At 62.8% G+C, this 22079-nt stretch carries 20 protein-coding genes and 2 pseudogenes; 8 read left to right on the forward strand and 14 right to left on the reverse strand.

The window, feature by feature from the left end; translation table 11 throughout:
* Window positions 1–117: 117 nt before the first annotated feature.
* From AC5Y5O_RS20565 to AC5Y5O_RS20575, 3 genes and pseudogenes are all read left to right on the forward strand, one after another.
* The gene (locus AC5Y5O_RS20565) at window positions 118–1113 is read left to right on the forward strand and encodes an LLM class flavin-dependent oxidoreductase (RefSeq protein WP_036473664.1); all 996 of its coding nucleotides are present in this window, start codon (window positions 118–120) and stop codon (window positions 1111–1113) included.
* Window positions 1114–1188: 75 nt separating this feature from the next.
* Entirely contained in the window at window positions 1189–1971 is a 783-nt protein-coding gene (locus AC5Y5O_RS20570) for a FadR/GntR family transcriptional regulator (RefSeq protein ID WP_023862278.1), read from the forward strand.
* 37 nt (window positions 1972–2008) lie between these two features.
* Window positions 2009–2898, forward strand: a pseudogene (locus AC5Y5O_RS20575) (CoA transferase).
* A gap of 32 nt (window positions 2899–2930) precedes the next feature.
* On the opposite strand, the gene AC5Y5O_RS20580 reads toward AC5Y5O_RS20575, so the two are convergent.
* The 11 genes from AC5Y5O_RS20580 to AC5Y5O_RS20630 all read right to left on the reverse strand — a co-directional run bounded on the left by AC5Y5O_RS20580 (window position 2931) and on the right by AC5Y5O_RS20630 (window position 14871).
* On the reverse strand, window positions 2931–3782 hold the full coding sequence (locus AC5Y5O_RS20580; protein WP_036473658.1) for an acyl-CoA thioesterase: 852 nt from the start codon (window positions 3780–3782) through the stop codon (window positions 2931–2933).
* Between the two features lie 162 nt (window positions 3783–3944).
* Window positions 3945–4652 (reverse strand): Rv1363c family protein, encoded by a 708-nt coding sequence (locus AC5Y5O_RS20585; protein WP_036473655.1) that lies wholly within the window; start codon window positions 4650–4652, stop codon window positions 3945–3947.
* A 62-nt stretch (window positions 4653–4714) separates the two neighbouring features.
* Window positions 4715–5455, reverse strand: a complete 741-nt coding sequence (locus AC5Y5O_RS20590) for an Rv1363c family protein (protein WP_036474120.1) — start codon at window positions 5453–5455, stop codon at window positions 4715–4717.
* Window positions 5419–6891, reverse strand: coding sequence for an MCE family protein (locus tag AC5Y5O_RS20595; protein WP_036474118.1), 1473 nt, complete (start codon window positions 6889–6891; stop codon window positions 5419–5421). The genes AC5Y5O_RS20590 and AC5Y5O_RS20595 overlap by 37 nt, the downstream gene beginning before the upstream one ends.
* Window position 6892: 1 nt before the next feature.
* A complete protein-coding gene (locus AC5Y5O_RS20600) occupies window positions 6893–8035 on the reverse strand; it encodes a virulence factor Mce family protein (RefSeq protein ID WP_036473653.1) in 1143 nt (380 codons plus the stop codon).
* 14 nt (window positions 8036–8049) lie between these two features.
* Window positions 8050–9396 carry a virulence factor Mce family protein gene (locus tag AC5Y5O_RS20605; protein ID WP_139813813.1) on the reverse strand — a complete coding sequence of 449 codons (1347 nt, stop codon included), beginning with the start codon at window positions 9394–9396 and terminating at the stop codon, window positions 8050–8052.
* Window positions 9393–10679 (reverse strand): MCE family protein, encoded by a 1287-nt coding sequence (locus tag AC5Y5O_RS20610; protein ID WP_051641726.1) that lies wholly within the window; start codon window positions 10677–10679, stop codon window positions 9393–9395. Before AC5Y5O_RS20610 ends, AC5Y5O_RS20605 begins: the two co-directional genes overlap by 4 nt.
* Complete coding sequence (locus AC5Y5O_RS20615; RefSeq protein WP_036473651.1) at window positions 10676–11704, reverse strand: MCE family protein; 1029 nt, start codon at window positions 11702–11704, stop codon at window positions 10676–10678. The genes AC5Y5O_RS20610 and AC5Y5O_RS20615 overlap by 4 nt, the downstream gene beginning before the upstream one ends.
* Window positions 11705–11756: 52 nt before the next feature.
* Window positions 11757–13214, reverse strand: coding sequence for an MCE family protein (locus tag AC5Y5O_RS20620; protein ID WP_036473648.1), 1458 nt, complete (start codon window positions 13212–13214; stop codon window positions 11757–11759).
* 5 nt (window positions 13215–13219) lie between these two features.
* On the reverse strand, window positions 13220–14074 hold the full coding sequence (locus tag AC5Y5O_RS20625; RefSeq protein ID WP_036473646.1) for an ABC transporter permease: 855 nt from the start codon (window positions 14072–14074) through the stop codon (window positions 13220–13222).
* The gene (locus tag AC5Y5O_RS20630; protein ID WP_051641700.1) at window positions 14071–14871 is read right to left on the reverse strand and encodes an MlaE family ABC transporter permease; all 801 of its coding nucleotides are present in this window, start codon (window positions 14869–14871) and stop codon (window positions 14071–14073) included. Before AC5Y5O_RS20630 ends, AC5Y5O_RS20625 begins: the two co-directional genes overlap by 4 nt.
* 1398 nt (window positions 14872–16269) lie before the next feature.
* Here AC5Y5O_RS20630 and AC5Y5O_RS20635 point away from each other — a divergent pair.
* The 3 genes from AC5Y5O_RS20635 (at window position 16270) to AC5Y5O_RS20645 (ending at window position 18799) form a co-directional block, all read left to right on the forward strand.
* On the forward strand, window positions 16270–16896 hold the full coding sequence (locus AC5Y5O_RS20635) for a TetR/AcrR family transcriptional regulator (protein WP_036473643.1): 627 nt from the start codon (window positions 16270–16272) through the stop codon (window positions 16894–16896).
* A 224-nt stretch (window positions 16897–17120) separates the two neighbouring features.
* A protein-coding gene (locus AC5Y5O_RS20640) for an IS3 family transposase (protein ID WP_096290763.1) occupies window positions 17121–18256 on the forward strand; the annotation gives its coding sequence in 2 pieces (ribosomal slippage) (window positions 17121–17391 and window positions 17391–18256; 1137 coding nt in all).
* 102 nt (window positions 18257–18358) lie between these two features.
* Window positions 18359–18799: a lipoprotein LpqH gene (locus tag AC5Y5O_RS20645; RefSeq protein ID WP_036473641.1), complete on the forward strand. Its 441-nt coding sequence runs from the start codon at window positions 18359–18361 to the stop codon at window positions 18797–18799.
* A gap of 80 nt (window positions 18800–18879) precedes the next feature.
* Here the strand turns inward: AC5Y5O_RS20645 and AC5Y5O_RS20650 are convergent, their stop codons facing one another.
* The 3 genes and pseudogenes from AC5Y5O_RS20650 to AC5Y5O_RS20660 form a co-directional block, all read right to left on the reverse strand.
* On the reverse strand, window positions 18880–19551 hold the full coding sequence (locus AC5Y5O_RS20650; RefSeq protein ID WP_036474105.1) for a CAP domain-containing protein: 672 nt from the start codon (window positions 19549–19551) through the stop codon (window positions 18880–18882).
* A 338-nt stretch (window positions 19552–19889) separates the two neighbouring features.
* The gene (locus AC5Y5O_RS20655) at window positions 19890–20138 is read right to left on the reverse strand and encodes a 3-keto-5-aminohexanoate cleavage protein (protein WP_407067540.1); all 249 of its coding nucleotides are present in this window, start codon (window positions 20136–20138) and stop codon (window positions 19890–19892) included.
* A 21-nt stretch (window positions 20139–20159) separates the two neighbouring features.
* A pseudogene (locus AC5Y5O_RS20660) lies at window positions 20160–21054 on the reverse strand (aldehyde dehydrogenase family protein); the annotation flags it as partial.
* A 268-nt stretch (window positions 21055–21322) separates the two neighbouring features.
* Here AC5Y5O_RS20660 and AC5Y5O_RS20665 point away from each other — a divergent pair.
* On the forward strand, window positions 21323–21484 hold the full coding sequence (locus AC5Y5O_RS20665) for a hypothetical protein (RefSeq protein WP_232232252.1): 162 nt from the start codon (window positions 21323–21325) through the stop codon (window positions 21482–21484).
* Window positions 21475–21738, forward strand: coding sequence for a hypothetical protein (locus AC5Y5O_RS20670; protein WP_232232251.1), 264 nt, complete (start codon window positions 21475–21477; stop codon window positions 21736–21738). Before AC5Y5O_RS20665 ends, AC5Y5O_RS20670 begins: the two co-directional genes overlap by 10 nt.
* Window positions 21739–22079 lie beyond the last annotated feature (341 nt).

Below are 22079 nucleotides of genomic sequence, written 5' to 3' on the forward strand. Positions count from 1 at the left end.
GACACTTTTGTCTAAACGAGCGTGCCGGTCGGCGAATTTTCCCGCGGCGACCAATCAGGACGTACAATTACTAGTCTTACTAGGTTAATGATGTGCTGTGGATGGATGTGAGGATGCATGGACTGGGGTCTGCCTTGGCCGGGGCCTGCGCTGGCAACACAAGCGGAGACCGCCGGCGCGCAGGCGTTTTGTGCCGGTGAGTTCGCCGACCTCAACGCGTACATCACAGCGACCGAGATGGCCCTCGGCACTTCGCAGGCCTACATTGGCCCGGGAATCGCATATGCATTCGCCCGGTCCCCCTTCGTGCATGCCGCGGCCGTGCGGCAGCTCTGGACACTCGCGCCGGGCAGGATCTTCTTGGGACTTGGATCGGGCACCTCGCGAATGAACAAAGACTGGTTCGGTGTCGACGCCACCCACCCCGCACCTAGGATGGCCGAATTGATCGAGGCGATCAGGGCGTTCCTGAACGCCGAGAACGGCGAACGCGTTCGATACGAGGGCCGGTTCTACACGATCGACGCCGACATCCGGGCACCCGTGCTCGGCCGGTTGGACGTGCCCATTTTGATCGGCGCCTTCAACAAGATCATGTTGCAGACAGTAGGTCGCAGCGCCGACGGTGTGCTGGGGCACGGCCTGTTCACCGATCGCTGGTGGACCGAACTCGTCGAGCCCGAACTGGCCCGCGGCGCCGAATCAAGTGGGCGTGACGCGGCCGAGCTACGCCGCTGGGGCTGGCTGATCACCGCGATCGACAACGACGACCCGGCCCGGGCCATCCGGGACGCGCGGCTGCAGATCGCCTTCTACGTCACCGTGAAGACCTACGACTCACTCGTCGAACTGCACGGCTGGACGGACGAGGTCGCCCGGATCCGATCGGCCTTCCGCAGCGGCCATCCGGAGACGATGGCCGACCACGTCCCCGACGATATGCTGTGGTCGATCGCGATCTGCGGCGACGACACGCAGGCACGCGAAATGCTGGCGACTCGCAAACGACTGCCCGACTTAGCATTCGCATCACCGCCAAGCTTTCTGGTCGGACGCCAACGACGTGCCGGCTATGGTGCGGCCGCGACGCGCGTTCTTTCGCAACTGCATTGACGCCGGCCACGAATGCACCGGATGCGCGCCTTGCATGGTGTACTGAGTACTACATGTCGAGTTCAGGAGGTCGCGATGGCCAAGCGGGAACCGCTCGCGCCGATGACCACGTCACAACATAACGGCGCGGTGCGGTCGCCGAAGACGGCCGAGATCGTGGCGGACACGTTGCGGCGGATGATCGTCGAGGGACAGCTCAAAGACGGCGACTTCCTCCCCTACGAGGCCGAACTCATGGATCACTTTCAGGTCAGCCGGCCGTCACTGCGAGAAGCGGTGCGAGTCTTGGAGTCCGACCGCCTCGTGGAGGTGCGGCGCGGCTCACGCACCGGCGCCCGGGTTCGCGTCCCGGGCCCCGAAATCGTCGCGCGGCCGGCGGGCTTCCTGCTCGAGATGGCGGGAACGACGCTCGCCGACGTGATGACGGCACGGATGGGCATTGAACCGTATGCGGCCCGGCTGCTCGCAGAGGACGGCACCGCTGCGGCCCACCGCGAGTTACGCGAACTCATCGAGAAGGTTCCCGCTGCGTGGGAGACGGGCAAGCTGGGCGCGGCGTCCACCGCATTGCACCGCCGCCTGGTCGAATTGTCGGGCAACGCGACACTGACCGTGATCGTCGGCATGCTGCACGAAATCTTCGAAAGGCATATGACCGCCGCATTTCTCAGCGTTGAGAACGTCGTGCCCAAGGCTCAGTACACCAAGCTGATGCGGTCCTACACCCGACTCGCCGACTTGGTGGCCGCCCGGGACGGCGCCGAGGCCGAGGCGCATTGGCGGCGACACATGGAGAACGCCAGCGCTGAGCTGCTCAAGGGCTACGAGAAGACGAAGGTCCGAGACATCATGCATTGAGTGGGCCCCGTGCCCACCCTCACTTGAAGGACATCTGATGCGTAAACCGCTCACCGGAGTTCGCGTGCTGGAGGTCGCCCAGTTCACCTTTGTTCCCTCGGCAGGCGCGGTGCTCACCGACTAGGGCGCCGATGGGGTGAAGATCGAGCATCCTGTCACCGGCGACGCGCAGCGCGGCTTGGTCAAAGTGTTGGGCGCCGCGGCAACCGTACCCGGATCGTCGTTCGCACCGATCATGGAGGCGCCCAACCGCGGAAAGCGCAGTGTTGGGCTGGCCCTCGACAATTCGGAGGCGCGTCCCCTGCTCGACGAACTGATTCGGCGAAGCGACGTATTCCTGACGAACTACCTGCCGTCGACGCGGAAGAAGCTGTCGATCGACGTCGACGACGTCCGCCGAATCAACCCCGCCATCATCTATCTCGTCGGCAGCGGCTTCGGACTGAAAAGGCCCGACCGGGATGCCGGGGCCTTGTGAATGTTGCAGCCGACGCGGTACTGGCCGGAGTTCTGCCGGCTGATGGATCTGCACGATGTCGCTGAAGATCCCCGGTTCACAACGCTCGAGGCGATGACCGAACACAGCGAAACCGCTCAACAAATCGTTGCGGACGCCGATCGGCAACTTGAGTTTCGCTGAATGCCAAGCCTTGCTACGCAGGGGCAGAGGGCAGTGGGCCCCCGGTGCAGGACGCCTGGGAAATCGCCAATGACGAAGCACTGACCGCCAACGGTCGCATCGCCGAAATCGTCGATGCCGAAGGTCATTCGCAGAAGCTGGTCGCCAGCCCGGTGCAGTTCGACGACGATCCAGCCAGCCTGACCAGAGCGCCGCAATTCGCGGAGCACACCGACGCAGTACTGCGCGAACTGGGCATTGACGACGACCGCCTTATTGAACTCAAGATTGCCGGCGCGATCACGTAATCGCAGCGCTGTCAACGCCGTTGATTCGGTCACTATCGCTGCTCAGCGAAGTAACCCTCCTGGGTTGCGCTGCACACCAACTCACCCGACCGGTTGTACAGGGTCCCGGTCGCCAAACCGCGGCGGCCCACAATGCTCGGCGAGAACTGGTCGAAGAGCAGCCAGTCAGTAAAGTCGGCAGCACGGTGAAACCAGATGGTGTGGTCGACTAGCGCCGAGAGTCGAGGCCCCATCGGTGTGGTGCGCATCGTCGTCATCACGCACTCGAGCAGTGTGAGCGCGCTGAGATAGGCCGCCACGCAACTGTTGACCAACGGATCGTCGGTGACCTCGCCGTTCGCACGAAGCCAGATCCGAAGCCGCGGCGGCGGCGGGTGGGTGAGGTCAAGGGCGACCCGCGGCGGTGCGTCGAGGTACCGCATGGTGAAGGGACTTTGCTGCGGCCACCAGTCACCGAATTCCTCGGCGTAGGGCGTCAATAGATCGTCGAGTCCATGGACCGCGTCCGGCCCCGCCACGTCCGGCATTCGTTGTTGCCAGTCGACGTCGTCGGCCATGATTGTGAACGAGGCGAGCGCCTCGAAGAGGACGACTCCCGACTGGCTCGCGGTCACTCGACGTGAGGAGATGGTGCCGCCGTCACGTAGCGGGGTCACATCAAACTGGATCGGCTGCCTTGCGTCACCTCGCCGCAGAAAGTACATGTGCATACTGTGCGCCGGTCGCCCGAGTGTCGTCCGGCTGGCCGCCATCAACGCCTGTGCGGCGACCTGGCTTCCGATGATGTGGTGGTTGGGAGTGTCGGGTTGAGTGCCCACGAACGCTGTGTCATCGATCTGTTGCAGGTCCAGCAGACGAAGCACGTCTTCGAGCGTCGAGATCATGTAGGCATGCTAAGCACGCCGCCGCCCGCCGCTCCGGAGGCACCGCACTTATCGATCCGCCGCAGCTCAAACCCACTGTTATGCAGTGTCATCCGTCGACCATGTCACGGTGGATGACCCAGTCAGACCCGCAGGAGACATCTGCCTGGGCCCATACCGGCCTCAAACTGGGTCGAATGACGAAATCAGCCACCGGTTTCCGATCTTGTCCATCGTCACCCGGACGGTCGATGAGGTGTCCGTGGGCGCGTCGTTGCCGACGGCCACAGTCTGGTCTACATACACCAGAGCGACCGCGTGGTTTGGTGTCGCCGACACTGAGGCGGCGGCGGGAACGGTGGCAATCGCCGAGATGTGGTCTTTCTTGGCACCCGGTATCACCACGTCCTGGACCAATTGTGTGTAGGAGTCTTTGAACTTTCCGGTCAGCCGGTCGCGGGCGGCCCCCAGGTCCTTTTCGACGCTGTCGGGCTGGTAGGACAGTAGCGCAACGGTGGATTCCTTTGCCGCTGCAACGGACTCGATGCCAGCGGCCCCAGAGTTACGGACCCATGCATCCTGCCACTTTAAGAAGCCGGCCGCCGCTGCGATCAGCAATGCCAACACGGGCAGCACCCCGAATACCAATACTCGGGACCATTTAACTCTGCGCTTACGTACTGGGAGCTCAACGTCTTTCGCGTCTTCGGCTTCAGTATCCTCATCCTTGACCGACGCTTCCCCTGACTGAGGAAGGTCTTCTGTTTCGCCCGAGTCGTGGGTCTCATCGAGCCCCTGAGGTTCGCTTGTTACGCTTGCGGCCTGGTCGGTGGTCTCGCCGGCGGCAATCGCTTCGTCTTGCTCGGTGGCGGAATCAATTTCGACCGGCACAGCGGTGGTTCCCCTTCTGGCTCGTAGGCTTAGCACTCGATGCTTGCCGACCTGCAAATTCCTCATGGCACGAATGAGACGTTGGAGACTTTCGCATCGCTTCCAACTTTTTGCACGGTGATTCGCATTCGCCAATGCCGCGGATCCTGATCGGCGGCACCGAGGTTCGATGTTCTAACGGACACGGCAACCAGCACTTGCGCTTCGCTGCCCGATTGCGACTCCAAACCCGACTCGGTGATTGTTCCTACCGACTTCGATTGCGCTTTCTTGACGACCTCGATGAAGGGTTTCGATCGATTGGAAAAATCGTCGTAGAAAGTGCCTGTCGCCGAGTCCAGGATGCGCTTTATGTCGCCGTCGGCGTGCTGCCAATCGATTGTGGTCAGGTTCAGCGCCCCTTGTCTTGCAACCTGAACCAATAGCGCACGTTGTTCTTGGGCCTGGTGCGACTGATACAGCCGAAACCCGAACCAACCGGCCAAACCCCCCAAAGAAGCAACTGTGACCAACCCCCATATGGCGGCCAGCCTTAACGGCGACGCCCGCTCCTTTTCCGGTGCAGCGTCTTCCGGGGCGTCGGCGACTCCGTCATCAACCGCGGCGTCGTAGTCGTCGGCCTCGTCGGTCAGACCCTCCGCCGCCTCCACCGAGGGAGGCGCCGACTCGGCGCTCGTCTCGTTCGAGGTGGCCCGGTCAGGCACATCCGATGAACCCTCGTCGGTGTGGACGGATGCGGGGGTTGTCCCTGCCTGGCCCGTTTCGCTCAGTTCCTCTTGGGAGGTATCAGCATGCTCTGCCATGTTTTCTCCTTGGTAGCCCCATGGGCCAGATCAGTCTGGCTGTACATGTGCCCGTCTGGCCCAACGTACATGCCGGTGGCTGGGTCGTATTGGACGGCCGCGATCGGCGGTGGCGCCGGACCGGGCGGCGACGGTGGCGGGGCCTGCCCGGGCGGCTCGTCTCCCGGCCGAAGCTGGGGGACAGCTTGACCGGTGTACGTCGCGTTGGGATCGCCCTTCCAAATGAAGCCGTCGTTCAGGGGAACGTACGTCTCGTCGCTTTCGCACAGCTTCACGGTCGGGGCGCGCTTGCCTGGACGCGTCTCGCACGGCAGATTGCGCGCACCGCGCACGTCGAGCAGCGAGTCCTGCGGTACCCGGCAATATAGGTCGCCTTTGGGCGGATCCGGGTAGTCCTCGTAGCTGGCGGCCCGCTGCTGCTGGGGCGGCAGGAACCCGGTGGTGCACGGCGGCGGCCAGTTGAGATTCAGATTGAAGCTGAGGTAGCCACCCAGGTAAGGCTGTTTGGTGTTCCTATTGGGAACCCCGGTCGCTTGGACGTCGGCCGCCCCCTGCGGCAGCTCCACCAGGACAGCTTCCAGGTCGTCCCGATAGGTGACCCCCACCTGCCCGATACTCACCAGATTGGCCAGCACGATCGGCAACGTGGGGTTCAACCGGTCGAACAGCTGCCGGGCCTCGGCGGCCGCTGGGCCGCCCTTGTGAAGCACGCCCCTGACCGCGGAGTCGTTGTCTCGAAGCTGCGACGTGATGGTCGCCAGGTGGGCGGCCCAGGCGTGCACGGCGTCCGATGACTGAATTTGGCTGTCCAGCAGTGGCTTTGACCCGTCAATCAAGGTCACGAGTGCGTCGAGGTTCTTGCGGCTGTCGATCGCGAGCTTCGAGGTGCCATTCACCAGCCGGGAAAGCTCGGGGCCGAGCCCGCCCACCGCCGCATAGGATTCGTCGACCACCGTTTTGAGGTTGTCGCGCGGGATCACGCTCAGCCCGCGATTGGTCGCCTGCAGCAGCGAGTTGAGGTTCGGCGGAACATACGTGCGGTCCACAGGGATCACGTCGCCGTTTTTCAGCGACGGGCCGTTCCCGGTGCGTGGCAGCAGTTCGACATATTGCTCGCCGACTGCGGACACGCTGTGCACCTGGGCGCTGAGGTCGGCTGGGATGTGGACATCCGAGTCCAACTGGAGCTCCGCCTCGGCGCCGCTACTGGTTAGGCGCACGTCGCGCACCCGGCCCACTTCGACGCCTCGGTAGGTGACGTTGCCGCCCGGATATAGGCCGCCAGCCTCGGGCAGCTGCACCGTCACGGTGTAGCGGTCGACCCCAAAGAACGTCGTCGGGATCTGCATGTAGTTGAAAAACATGATGGTGCCCGCGGTCAGGCTGACCACCGCGAAAACGATCAGCTGGATTTTGATTCGCCTAGTGAGCACGATGTCAGCGCCCCTGGTCGAAGTGGTAGGGAACAACCAGTGGGTTCCCGGGATTGTATGGGCCGCCACCAGTACAGGGGCTGGGCATCTGGCCGATGGTGCGGCCCCACTGCAGTTCCAGCTCGGTCAGATTGCACTCGAACCGGGTACCGGTGAAAAAGGACGCGTCCAGCCGGCTCAGCGTCAGGTCGATGACGGCTGTCAGGTTGGCATAGTCGCCGCGCATCCATTTGCTGAGTGTGCTCGTGGGGAACGGGAAGGTCCCGTAGAAGTCCAGCGCACGGGTCAGCGCCGGCCCGGCATCGGCCAGTGACTGCAGCACCGGGCCGAGATCCCTCAGCTCCTTGACCAGGTTTTCCTTGGTCTTGTTGACTGAGTCAGCGGCAAGTGCGCCGAATCTGCTGACGTCACCGAGCGCATCGGCGAGGGCGGTCCGCTCGTCTTTCAGCACGGTCAATGCGCCCGGTATGGTCTTCAACGCTTTGTCGATCACCGGCTTCTGGTCGGCGAATTGACCAGTTAGGTTGTTCAAGCTTTCCGTTGCGGCGATGATGTCGTCTTTTTGGTCGTTGAGGTACCCGACGAACTTATCGAGTTGCCCGAGCAGGCTCCTCAGGTCCGCCTCGCGGCCGGTGAAAGCAGTGCTTAAAGACTTGGTGATGTCCTGGATCTGCCCTAGGCCGCCGCCGTTGAGCACCAACGAAACCGCGGCCAATGTCCTTTCGGTTGATGGATAGGTGCCCGCTGACGACATCGGAATCATTGACCCGTTTTTGAGCTTGCCTTGAGGCGGGACCCCAGCGGGTGGCGCCAATTCGACGTGCACCGAACCCAGCAGGCTGGTCTGCCCGACCGTGGCGGTCGCGTTGGCGGGCAGGTTGACATCACCGTTGATCGTCATGGTGACCAGTGCATGCCAGTTCTGAAGCTCGATGTTCGTCACCTTGCCGACGGTGACATCGTTGACCCGGACTCGGGAATTCCGTTCCAGATTCTGCACGTCGGGCATCTGCGCTTGGACGGTGTACGAACCCGGCCCACCGCCCTGAGTTCCCGGCAACGGAAACGAGTTCGCCCCGCGGAACCCGCAGCCGGAGAGTGCCGCCACCACAAGTGCCGCCGCCAGCCCTACGGCTGCTCGCGACAAGCGCCCTGATCGGATCACTGTCCACCTCCGGACGGCACCATCATCCCGCGCAGGCCATCGGCCGGGTTGGTGGCTACTGGTTGGGCGGGCGCCGGCGGTGCCGCCGGCGATGGTGGCGAGGGTGGGGACCCCGGTGGGGTGTTTGCCGGCGCGGGGTTGGCGGGGCCGGTGGGCTCTGCTGACCGCGGGGGAACATAATCGGGCCGCAGCCAGTCCTCGCTATAAGTTATTTCGTTGGGGCGCGCGGTGGTTCCGACGAAAAGGTTCTCGGCCAGCGGCGGGAAGTTGTATTGACGGTTCTTGATGATCGGCGCCAGGTACTGCACACAGAGTTTCGCTGACTCTTTGCCACCGCGCCGCGAGGCCGCCTCTACCGCACTGCAGAGGAATTGGATCGGGTTGGCGAATTGGTTCACCGCCAGCGAACCGGTCAACGCGCCCTGGGCGGGCTGATAGATGTTAAGGAAGTTTTGAAAGGCTGTCGGCGCGACATGCAGAACTTGTTTGACGTCGTCGAGGCTCGCGTTGAGCGCCTGTGACACCGACGCCAGCTTGTCGGAGGTGTCACCCAGGGTCTCCCGGTTATCGGCCACAAAGTTTCGGACGTCATCGGCCACCTCGTTGAGATCGCGAACCGCATTTCCGACCTCATTTGGGTCGTTGGTGAACAGGTTGGTCACCGCGGCCAGATTCTGGTTCAGGTGACGCAGCAGGTCGCTGCTGTCATGCAGCGCGGAGACCAGGATCGACAAGTTCTTCACGGTGGAGAACAGGTCGTTGCTGTGGTCGCCGATCGCCGATATCGCCTGTGACAGCTTGATGAGGGTGTCACGGATATCTGGGCCTTGGCCACGCAAGTTGTCGGCGGCGGTGTTGATAAATGCCCCCAAAGTGCTGGTGCCGCCCGGTTCGGCGGGCTGCAGCGTCTGCGTCAGCTTCTCGAGTTGCTGGCGCAAGTCGTCGTATTCCACCGGAACAGCGGTGCGAACCTGCGGGATTACCGCGCCGGTGGCCATCACCGGACCACCCGTATAGGCGGGTGTCAACTGGATGGATCGAGGTGTCACCAGGGACGGTGACAAGATCACGGCCTTGGCGTCGGCGGGCACCTTGTATTTGCCGTGGTACCAGAAGGTGATCTTGACACGGCTGGGCTGTGGTTCGATCTTCTCGATCTTGCCGACGCGGACGCCGAGAATAACGACGTCATCCCCGTTGTAGAGCCCGGTGCTATCCGCGAAGTAGCCGGTGACAGTGGTGCGGCCAATACCGCTGACCGACCTTACCGCCGTCACGATGCCGCCGATCAGCAACAGGACCAGCGCGAAGGCCAAGCCGATCTTGGCGTTGCGTGAATTCACTGTCCACCGCCCTGAACCGGCTGCGGATTCGGAGGCGCGGGCGGTCCTGGCGGCGGGCCGCCGGGTGGTGGTGCCGGTGGTGGCTCCCGGTACGGGTAGCAGCCGGGACCGGGCAATGCCGCACCGGGCAGACCACACGGATGGTCACTGGGGTTACCCGTGATGGCGTCCGGGATGGTCATGCGCGGTTCCCCGCCCTGGCCGGTCCGCGGGAAGGGTACCGGCAGCGGCGGTGTTCCCGGCTGGCCGACCTCCGGGTCGGCGCGCTGCGTGGGCAGCAGCACGTTCGGATCCAGGCCCAGGTCGGAGAAGGCCGCGTCGATGAACGGTTGGACGAACTGCCCGGGCAACAGGTTAGCGACGTAAGCCTTGTAGAACGGGGCGGCCGACACCGTTTCGCCAAGCCTCAACGAAAAGCTGTTCAGCCCCGTGAGCGCCTTCTGCACGCGTTCTTTGCGGTTGTCGACGATTCCTAATACCTGGTTGAGCCTGTCCAGCGCCGGCTTGAGGGTGTCGCGGTTCTCGGCGATGAAACCCTTTACCTGGCGGGCCACCGCGGAGAGATTGCTGGAGATCTGGTCCAGTGCGCTGCTCTGGCTTTTCAGTTGCGCCAAAAGGGCGTTGGTGTTGGCGACCAGGTTGACGACTTCGTCGCTGCGTTCGGCGAGCACCTTCGTCGCTTTGTTGGCGTTACTCAACAGGTTTCGCAGCTGGGCGTCGCGTTGGTCCAGTGTCTGGGAGAACCTCGCCAGCCCCTGCACCGCCGCCTTCAGGTCGGGTGGGGTATCGGCGAAGGTGTCGGACAGCACGGCCAGCGAGTTGGATAGTTGGTCGGTATTCAACCCGCTGATGGTTGTCGTGAGATCGCCCAGCGCGTCAGGCAATTGATAGGCCGGCCTGGTCCGGTCGAGCGGTATGGGACCGGTCAGTTTTCCGTCTCCGCGTGGAGTGACCTCGAGGACCTTGCTGCCGAGTAAGGTCTTCAATTTAATTGCTGCCTCGGTGCGATCACCGAGCCGCACGTCGCCGGCGACATGGAACTTAACCAGCACCCGCGGTCCGTCCAGCTCGACGCTCGAGACTTGACCTACCCGGAAACCCGACACCTGAACAGCGTTGCCGGGCGCCAGGCCGCCGGCCTCGGCGAAATACGCCGAGTAGGTCTTGCCTGTGTTGAAGAACGGCAGCTTGTCGTAGTTCAGCGATATCAGCATGAGAGCAAAGGTGATGCCGAGTCCGATGGCGCCAATGCGGAGCGGGTTACGTTCGGAAAAGGATTTCATCGCGGCGTGCACCTCCCGGTGGACTGGCCGACGACCTTGATATACACCGGTTGGCCCCCTTTGCCGTTGACCTTCAGCACGACATCGCACAGATAGAAGCTGAACCAGTCACCAGTTAGGCCCTGTCGATTGAGGATTTTGAATGCATCGGGCCAGGCGTTGAGATAGTTGTCGAAGAAATCGCGATCGGCGAGCACGGTTTCGGCGGTCCGATTCGTCTCAGCCACAACCTTTTTCAGCGGCGGGCGGGCCTGCGACAACAGATCGGCGATCGACCCTGCAGCCGCGTTGGCGTATGCCACCCCGTTGCTGATGTCCTGCTTGCGGGCCTCGAGGCCTGCGACCAGTTCAGATAGTGAGTCGACCGCCTTGGCGAACTGCTTGCTCTGCCCGCTGAGCGAACCGAGCAGGGAGTTCAAGTTGGTGACGACTTGACCGATCAGTTGATCCCGGTCGGCCAGCGTGTTTGTGAGGGCCGCAGCCTGGGTGAGAAATGAACCAATCGTGCCGCCCTGACCCTGAAAGGCCGCGATCAGTTGGCCGGTCAGCTTGTTCACTTGGTCAGGGTCGAGCGCGCGGAACAGCGGCCGGAAACCACCGATCAGCGCGTCGAGGTCCAGCGCCGGCTCGGTGCGGCTCAGTGGAATGGTTCCTCCCGGATGAAGTCTGTTTACTCCCCCGGCGCCCTCCTCAAGTGCCACGTATCTGCCCCCGATGAGGTCCGCGAAGCGGATGGCGGCCCTGGCGCCCTCGGTGAGGATTACCGAGTTAGCGGCGGAGAACTCCACGACCACGGTCGAATCGGGCTGGATGGTGATGTTTTTGACCTTGCCGACCTCGACGCCGGCGACGCGGACGAAATTCCCACCTTCTAGCCCGGACACGTTCGCGAAAACGGCCCGATAGCTCTGTTCCGACTGAAAGCGCAATTGGCCGAAGACGGCGACCAGCGCAAACGCGCCGACCAGGCACACGACCAAGTAGATGGCGAGGCGCCACGTGACGCCTACCAAATTCTCTCGCATATCTGCCTTCCTCTAATGGCTTCTCTTGCCTCTCGCCTTCGGCCGTCAAGGCTCAGGGGGCTGGCGGCGGCGGTACGCATTGCTGATTGAGTACTCCGCAAGTTGCTTGCACGCCGGCCGGCACTGGCGGCACGAACGGTTCGGAACCCGCCGGCGGAGGGCCGGGTTCTCGCGGCCTGCCCGGCGGCGGCGCCGGCGGCAGACCGGGATACAGCGGTGTTCCGTCCGGGGCGTATAGCTGCGCACCGTAGGGGGGTGCTCCCGGGTACGGGATGGGACCAGGCGCCGGACCCGCCGGATGGCGGATGCTGGGCGGTTGTGGGGTTCCCCTGGTGACGGGGAAGTAGTCGACGTAACCCGGGAAGCCGATACCGGGGTTGGGTCGCACATCTACTCCGGTGCCCCACCCAGAATCCGTGACGAGGTAGCGCTGCGGCCAGTTCTTGGCAACATCGGGCAGCGAGCCGCATCCCGGCTCGCCGCCGGGGCCGCCCTTGATGTCGGTGACCGGCAGATTGTCCGGATAGCGGTATGCGTCCTTGCCCAGCAGCAGCGCGACATCCAGGATCTCCGAGTATCCATTGCTGCCGCCGGAAGAATTCAGTGCGCCGAAATCGAGGGCGTTTTTCCCGCCGACCAGCGTGCAGGTCAGCTCCGGGTTGTACTTCATCAGTAGGCGCGTGGTGGACTCCAGCAGATTGATGCCATGCACGAAGTTGTCTTTGTTGGGCCCGATCAGATTGGTCCCGGCGCGGGAGAGCCCGCTGACGTCGAGCAGCAATGAGTCGAGTTGTTTTGCGTTGTCGGTGATGGTGGTGCTGGTGGTGCTGACGGCACCCAGCACCGTCACGATGTTGCTTGCTGCCGCGCCGTAAGTGTCACTGAAGCCTTTGAGGGCGCGGTAGTCGGCACGGATCGTCTCACTGCGCGGATTGATCGCCATCAGGACCTGGTTGAGATCGGTGGTGGCCTCGCCGATCGCTTCACCCTTACCGCGAAATCCGTCGGCGAACGCGGTGAGCACCGCGTTCAATTTCGGGACGTCCACCTGGTTCAGCACAGCAACGAGGTTCTGGAACACAGTGTTTACCTCGACACTCACATTTCCGGATTTCACCACTGCCCCGGCCGCCAGCCGTCGCGCGCTCGGCTGGGCCGGCGCTAGCAGTTCGACGTCCTTGGCGCCGAACGCCGTGGGGGCGGTGATTTCGGCGGTGACGTTGGCCGGAATGTATTTGAGTTGCTCCGGGTAGAGCTCCAATTGCAACTTCACTGGATCGCCCGGCTGGATTGACGCGACCCGGCCGACCTGGACCCCACGCATCTTCACTTTGGCGCCGGGCTCCATCACCAGTCCCGCCCGGTCAGACGCCAGCGTCACCCGAGCGTAGGGCCTGAAGTCCCTGTTGAAGGCGCCGACCGTCAGCGCGATCAGCGCGGCGATCGACGCCAAGAGGACAAATGTCCAGATCGCCGGGTGCAGGCCCGCCTCGCGCCGTTTGCTCTTCATCGCCGCTACCCGGACAGGTGGAAGTTGCCGGAAACACCGTAGGCGGCCAGCGCCACCGCCAACGTCACCGCCACCGCCACGATCAGTGACGTGCGCACAGCACGACCGACCGCCTCACCGACGCCCGCCGGGCCGCCCGAGGCGTTGAAACCGTAATAGGTGTGCACCAGCATGATCGTTACCGCAGAGGCGATCACTTGCATCAACGACCAAATGAGGTCTGTTGGTTGCAGATAAGTGTGGAAATAGTGGTCATATACGCCCGGAGGCTGTCCGTAGATTAAGATCACTAGCATGCGCGTGGCCAGAAATCCCGACAGCGCCGCCATACACCACAGCGGAACGACGACAACTACGCCCGCCAACACCCGAGTCGAGGCCAGGTAGGCGATCGTGCGGATGCCCATCACCTCGAGCGCGTCGATCTCCTCGTTGATCCGCATGGCGCCCAGCTGTGCGGTGGCACCGGCGCCAATTGTGGCAGCCAAGCCGATATCGGCGATCAGCGGCGAGCTGATACGGGTGTTGATGTAGGCGGACGCGAAACCGCTCAATGCCTGCACCCCGACATCGGATAACGATCGGTATAGCTGGATGCCGACGAGTCCCCCAGTTGACATCGTCAAGGTGGTGACGATTACCACGGTGCCGCCGATGATGGCCAGAGCGCCCACGCCCAAACTCATGTTGGCGATCAGGCGCAGCGTCTCCACCTTGTAGCGGGCCATAGCCTCCCAGACCAAGCCGAGGGCTTTGACGTAGAACGCGGTCTGGCTTCCGAGCCGGTTCCATCCGTCAGCAAAACCGCGCACGCCCTTCGCCAGCCGCGGCAGCCGATGTGCCGCTGGGATGGCGGTCACGTCGTCGCCTTCGTTGTAACAGCGGTCAGCACCACATTGATCACGAACAACGCCATAAAGGTGTACACCACGGTTTCGTTCACCGCGTTGCCGACGCCTTGCGGACCGCCGCCCACGCTAACGCCCTTGTAGCAAGCAATGAAACCGGCAACTAGGCCGAACAGCAGCGCCTTGGCGAAGGCGATGACCACGTCGGTCAGGCCAACGAGCAGGGTAAGACTCGCCATGTAAGAGCCCGGGTTGATGTGCTGAAAGTAGACCGAGAACAAATATTCGGTTACCAAGCCCACGATGGTGATGATGGCGTTCAATACCAACCCGTTGAGCCCCAACGCCAGCACCCTGGGCACCAGAAGCCGTTGCACCGGGTTGATCCCCATCACGCGCATGGCGTCGACTTCTTCGCGGATGGTGCGAGCGCCTAGGTCGGCACACATTGCGGTAGCGCCGGTACCGGCGACTACCAACACCGCCGTTATCGGACCGAGGTAGACCACGGCGGCCAGCGCAGAGCCAGTTCCCGAGGCGTCGGCAGCGCCGATTTCGACGAGCAGGACGTTGATGATGAACACGGCGAGGGTGTTGAACGGGATCGCCAAGAAGACGGCGGGGGCGCTCGACACCCGGGCCACGAACCACGCCTGATGGATGAACTCACGCCAGGCGAAGGGTGGACGGACCACCTGCGCCAAGATCTCGAGCGACAACGCGAAGAAGCTGCCGATCTCGCGCAACGGCTTGCCAGCAGAGGCCTTCCAGGCAGGAGCGCCCGGGGACGCCTCAGCTGGCGCCGGCACGCCGACAGAGGCAGTAATAGGTTCTGTGTCCGCCGCCACCACTAGCACACTCGTTTGTAACCAGTCAGAGCCGACATTAGACGATGAATCCTCCCCGCAGCGGTATGACGTGCTGCTTGCCTTTCGAGCGGTGTGGCCCAGAGCACAGCGGGACGCTACACCATTACATTAAGGCAAAGCAACATCGACAAACATTCATTTCGGACAAACCCGCTTAGCGGCGTCCGTGCATCGGTGGCGGTTTGCTGCAACTTCCGACAATTTTTGCCGAGATGTCGCAATACCCGCGCTCGCAGCGCCGCCGCCGGCTGGGTTGCCACACCTCGCCAAGCGGCATAGTACCTACTAGATGCCGTAGTGATCGTGCGAGATGGCTGATCGTACGCGTCCAACCGGCCGGGCGGCCGATGTGCCAGGCGCACGCGCATCGCGACCAGTCCGACGTCAGAAAGTTTGCTATTGGCTGGCTAATTACGGTATTAATTACAAATTCTGCTTCATAGGTGGAACTATGATATCCCCGAATATATTTGTGATTAACACCCTCACAGGTTTATGAGCGGGACGCTAAGTACGGGCTCTTGCAATGAGCCTAGATGCGTCGCTCGCTGGTCTTATCGCGTAGCTCGAAATAGTTGAAATAATATAGCGGTCGTGACGTAAATCAGGCCAGAGAAGCGGCGATGCATCCCTTGCATCTCCACCGTGACAGCCCGCCGCTGAGCCGGATTGAGTGCACACCGGCCCGTCTCCAGCGTCGTTATCGCTGAGACGCCCGCGGGGTGCGCCGATCCATCGGCAGGGCCCTGACCTGCGCTTACGCACAACGGTGGGCTACGACTTTCTAGCGACAGCGCGAGCTTTACTCCTCCTAGTGCGCCAAACCTGGTCATGCGGGGCATACCACCATCGATCGACACCGCCCCCCGCAGCCGTGAGAATTAATCGCTGATTACGACTAAGCGGCCTCAGGCCTGAGGAATACTCTGTCGCGCGGAGGACGGTGAGCCAGCGCACAAAAGCGGCAGACCGAAGTGATGGGTAAAGCTAAATAGTTATCTATATATCGGTTTGTATCGTTAACGCATTTTAGAGGCCATTGCTGGAGAATCTCGAGCGGACTCTGCACTGCTGAGCCGCGGTGAGTCAGGTGCGGTGCCTACAGTTGCTACCCGGTTAACTGACCGGGTATAGCCTCGCTCAGCTGATGCGGCCTTGCCCTCATCGCCGGATTCCCGGGCAGGCGCTCGAGGCCGGTGAGCGTCGCCTGCCAGGAACCGGCGGCGGCGCCGCCGCGAGTCACCGCCGACCTCTCGCGGCGCAGCTAATCCGTCACCAGTCCTGGCCGGGCCGTTCGCATGGGTCACCGGCACACCACCGAGGCCGTAGTGTGCTGGTGTGAGAGCCCACTCCAGAGGCCGTCGCGCGAGGCCGGCCGGAGCCGACTCCCCGGCAGACGATGAGGCGCGCGAACGGTTGCTGACCGCGGCCGACTCCTGCTACTCGGATAAGGGGCCTGTCCGTACCCGGATGGGCGACATCGCCCGGCGCGCAGGCGTGCACCGGTCGACCGTGTACTACTACTTCCCGAGCAAGGATGCTCTGCTGGCCGCCTCCTTCATGCGAGTGCTCACTGTTACCCTGCACGCCGTCGAACAATGTTGGCAGACTGACGAGCCCTTTCTGGTTCAGCTCGTCGCCGCATGCATGCGGGGAATCGACATCGCCCGTGACTCACCGGTAATGCGATCACTAGTTGACGACCACCAAGCCGTCGGTGCTGCCTATCACGCCGCCGAAGGCTCCGAGTTGTGGCGAGCCAAACTCGCCGACGCGCTGGTGCGGCGCCTCGAGGCTGCTGCCGCTGCTGGCGATATCCGCCGAGATGTTCCGGCCGGCACCCTCGCCCGCTGGATCGTCCGCGTCAACTTCAGCCTCATCGCTGAACCCGCCGAGCCCGACGACGGTGGTGACGAGGGCGTGCTGCGAAACTTGCTCGTCGCCTCGCTCACCCCTCGGCGATAGCCCTCGGTGATATCAAGTCACGGAATGCGGCTAACCCTTCAACATTGTTGTCCTCGTTAAGACGACGAACCCGGCGACCATGACCACACCAAAGTCGGATACGGTTGCTTTACCTAGCTGGCCGCTCGCCGTGCTGAGTAAGCTGAGGTGAGCCCTCTGAAGTGATCCAGTTGTTTGTGGGACTCTGTTGCCCGAGGATTCGGGTAGGAAGAATCACCGACGACATGGCATCGAACAAGCGCCGGCGGCATACGCCGGATCAGATCATCCGCAAGCTCGCCGAGGGCAACAAGCTGTTGGCCGCGGGCCAGGAACTGGCTGAGGTGTGCCGGCATCTGGAAGTCGCGGAGTCGACTTGGCATCGCTGGTTGGCCCAGTACGGCGGTATGAAGGCCAACGACGCTAAGCGGCTCAAGGAGCTCGAGGCCGAGAACGCTCGCCTCAAGAAGATGGTCGCCAATCAGGCCCTGGACATCGACATGCTCAAGGAGATCGGGTCGGGAAACTTCTGACGCCGAACCGCAAACGCCGCGCAGCAGTAATGCTGCGCGAGCGGTTCGGGGTGTCTGAGCGCCGCGCCTGCACGGTGGTGGGCATTCACCGCTCCACGATGCGGCTGACGTCGCCGCCGATGACGACCGAAGAGGTCGAGTTGCGGGGGTGGCTGCGCCGGTTCTCCACCGACCGGCCGCGGTGGGGTTGGCGCCGAGCAGCGAAGATGGCCCGCCGTGCTGGCTGGCATGCCAACGACAAGCGCGTCCGCCGACTGTGGCGCGAAGAAGGCCTGCGAGTCCCGCAGCGGCGCCGCAAGAAGCGGTTGACCGGTATCGGCGTCGCGGTGGGCGCGATGTCACCGATCCGCCCGAACGTGATCTGGGCGATGGACTTCCAATTCGATACCACCGCTGACGGGCGCACTCTCAAGCTGCTCAACATCATCGACGAGTTCACCCGCGAAGCCCTGGCCATCGAGGTCGACCGCAGCATCAACACCGATGATGTCGTCGCTGTGCTTGACCGGCTCGCAGGTGCCCGCGGGGTACCGGCGTATGTCCGTTTCGACAACGGGCCCGAGTTCGTCGCCCACGCTGTGAGCGACTGGTGCCGATTCAACAGTGCTGGATCGCTTTTCATCGATCCCGGCTCACCGCGGCAGAACGCCTGGGTCGAATCGTTCAACGCCCGCCTGCGTGACGAACTGCTCAACGCCTGGCGCTTCGACTCCCTATTGGAAGCCCAAGTCATCATCGAAGGCTGGAGGATCGACTACAACACCAACCGACCCCACACCCACGGCGAACTCACCCCGAGCGAATACGCCCTACAGTGGACCACGACCCATCAACCCCAAGCCGCATAGCGACTGGACCACCAACCGGGGCCCTCTCAAAGCTGCCGCCGAGGGTCGAGCTGCTCTTAATGCGGAGTCGGGAAGACAGCGAGATGAAATGAAGGTGAGCTCGTGAAGAAGCGGTTCCGCAATGCGTCCGCGATCGTTTTGGTGGCAGCCAGTGTGGGGGCATGCTCACCGTCTCGCGCGGCCGAACCTGCGCCCGGTACATTGCTCCCGGGAACCGCGCAGGTAACGATCAACGGCCATGTGCTTCCAGAGAGCCACGCGGTGAAGTGCGTACCGATGGGATCGCTAACTACGGCTACTACCGGTGACACTGCGGCAGGCACCAGCATGTTCGTGTCCAACGAGGGTCTTTTGACCGCCAAAACGATCAACATCAACAATCTGGATGGGTTCACCGGCAGCTACGCCGAACACCTCCAGGGCGCCGCCGAGGTAACCCTGCACGGATACACCTACACGATCCGCGGACGGGCCGAGGGCTTTAACACCGATAACCCCAGCTTGAGGTCAACCGACGCTTTCACCATCAAAGTCGCCTGTTAACGCGACCAGCTATCTTTGGCCGAACTACGTTGACTGCGCGGCCTTTGATGCGGGTTCGCTAACGATGGACGAATCCCGCTCTACTCCGGAGGATTGCCCGGCGGCGGGTACACCCCCCTGAGGATCCACGGGAACCAGTTGAGACCGAACTCGAGTTCGTCGCTGGCGTCATAGTCGGGACTGGGATCCAGCGGAATATTCTGTCCGTCGGTATTTAGTGGTGTTGCTCCCCGCCCCGAGGGATCGCCTTGTGGCTGTCCGTATAGCGCAACCACAACGGTCCGATCCGGACTGTTCAACGACCACACCCCCATCTGGCTGTTCGCACAGCTGGACATGATCTTGAAATAGTCGGGGTTGTGATACCACCGGTTGATCAAGTCATTGCCGCTGATCGCGATTGACCGGTTGATCGCCACCGTCTCTGCCACCGGGCCATGGAAACCAGCCGCATTGGCGCGGTCTTGCGGGCTAGACCCGTCCGAACCGATATCACCATCGAGGGCGCGGTTGTTCAGCAGATCCTCGGCGTGCCGCTGCGCAGCGGCTTGCAGTTGGGGGCTGATTCTCACGTCGTTAATGCAGCCAGCTTGATGCTGCACGGTGAAGACGTTGGCGACGACACCGTCATTGAGTCGCTTGTTGTTCGGTATGAGCGTGTTGTTGTCATTATCCGCATGCGCGACGGGAATGCTCAATAGAGCGCCGGCCACAGCCACGAAGGCGGGCAGACGCTGCGGCCAATGCTGCATATCCAACTTCTCCTTGTTAGCCACCAAACGGTGGTCGGCGGTGCCGGGCGGCGGACGCTCTGCCACAGGGCTGGCCTGGCCGGTTGGATCGACTGGAACCTAGTCAATGCAAGGCCGAAATGAGTCTGACATGGATGTAGGCTACCCACGGCGCCGCGAAGTCGTCTAGAGGTTTTATTACTTAAATGAATATATATTTAGGCGGCTGTTCAGGCCTGTCGCGATCCCGATTGGCGAGGCGGGCTCAACGATGTAGCCATTACGTCGACGAGCGCGTCATGATCGGCCCGGGCGGCACGGCGCGAACCCCAGCCCGCAGTTACCTACTACCGTGGCGGTCACTCCATGTGAAAACGACGCGTTGAGCCGATCCGGCCAGATCGCCTGGGCCGTCGTAGTGGGTATGCAGAAACGATCGCAGCCCCAACCCCGAAGCAGGACAGTGCGTCGGCAACGATCTCGTCTCCTGTCACCGGCACGTTCGGATGCACGGTGTTCGACGTCGCACCGTTGATCGCACCCTCGATGATGACCGGTTCGCTCGCTGCTGCTCCTGCGTTGGAGTGTGAAATCTGCTGGAATGGTATGAAAGTGGTTGCCTGTCAAGGCTATTTCATGGTGGGGATGCTGAACTCGTCGCCGTCTTTGATGACCGACGGCCATCGCTGGGTGATGGTCTCGGTCTTCGTGTTGACACCGACCATGCCGACCTGCACGCGGGAGACGAAGTCGCGGGCCGCGTCGCCGTCGCGGGTGAAAACCGCGACGCCTTTGCCGTATTCGTGCTCGGACGGCAGCCGCAGGGCCTCCTCGTAGTCGTGCGCGCGCACGATGCACAACACCGGCCCGAAGATCTCGTCGGTGTAGATCGACATGTCCGGGGTGACGTGGTCGAACAGGGTGGGGCCGATGAAGAAGCCGCCTTCCAGGCTGACATCATCGAAAGTCAGGTCATCGCTGACGCGTTCGCGTCCATCGACCACGGCTTCGGCGCCTGCCGCAATGCCTTGACCGATGTAGTCCTTCACCCGCGCTAACGCCGCCGACGTGATCAGTGGCCCGTAATCGGCCTTTGGGTCGAGGCTATGGCCGACGCGCAGATTGTTGATCCGTTCGACTAGCCTGGCGCGCAACCGATCCGCGGCCTGTTCGCCGACCGGGACGGCGACGCTAATGGCCATGCACCGCTCACCCGCGCTGCCGTACCCGGCACCGATCAGTGCGTCGACGGCCTGGTTGAGGTCGGCGTCGGGCATCACGATCATGTGATTCTCGGCTCCGCCGAAGCACTGTGCACGCTTACCCTTGGCGGCGGCGGTCGAGTAGATGTCTGGGCGATGTCGGAGCTGCCGACGAACCCGACTACCTTAATGCTCGAGTGGTTCACGATGGCGTCGACGGCCTCCTTATCGCCGTGTAGCACCTGGAAGACGCCCTTGGGCAGTCCCGCTCCGGACCGAGCTCGGCCAGCCTCACGGCGATGGACGGGTCCCGTTCGCTGGGGCTCGGTGTAGCCCAAGCAAATCAGATCCTCACCCACGGCGACGACCTGGTCCTGCCAAGATTCATGCCGGCGGTGCGATCGCGGTGGTCGCGTCCAATGCCGCCATTGGGTGGCAAAAGGAGCTGAAGCAGCTGATGGAACTGGTGTCCACCGACGGGTTCGATGAGGGCAAGCGGTGGTGCCTGGCCAATGACGAGATGGGAGCGGTCGGTGCATACCTATTTTCCAAGAAGTCGATCAAGGCCCTGGGTTGCGTCCCGGGCCGCCATGCTGATCACCGATGGCATCCCGCTCAACTGCATCAACCCCGGCCCCACCGACACCGCGGCGCTGCCCTATTTCGTGGAATTCGCCGGGCAGAACATCATTGACGCCTTCGTCAGGCCGATCCGTCGGCGCTCAACCGCCGAGGAACAGGCGTGGCTCTGATCTTCCTTAACAGCCCCCGATCGAGCTACATCAACGGCGAAGCATTGGTTACCGGTGGCGGATTCTTCGGCGCGGTGCAGTGCGGTCAACTCGACCTCGGCAAGATGTTCGACACCCCAGACATCAGCGTAATCGGAGCTTGTCGGCTACTCGACTCTTCCCCGGAGCGCAGCGCCGCACGTCGCCTTGACGAAGCCTGTCCACCACAATCGTGCCCTGGGGCGCCGATGGCTAATGCAACGAACTGTGATTAGCGATGGACCGGATGCGGTCAAAACCTCGACTCGTCACAGCCGTTCAGCGCGGCAGTCCGAGCCTTCACTTCGCATGGTTCGGGGATTATCCCGCGTCGGAGAAGCTCCGATAATGACCAACTACGTCGCCGACCGGACCTCGTCATTCGCTACTTCCCGACTAGCAGGACCCGGGTGTCGGTGCCACCGCGCGGGCGGCCGCGGCCCCTAAATAGGTGCGCAGCTTGTTCCACGGCTGAGGCGCTCACCTTCGGTGCGGTGGACCCGCCATAGCGCGCCGGTGTAGTCGGCAATTTGGTGGGTTCCCTGCTGAGGTGTTCGGGGGGCCATTCGTGGCGCCT

This window comes from Mycobacterium sp. NGS40 (assembly GCF_059812735.1).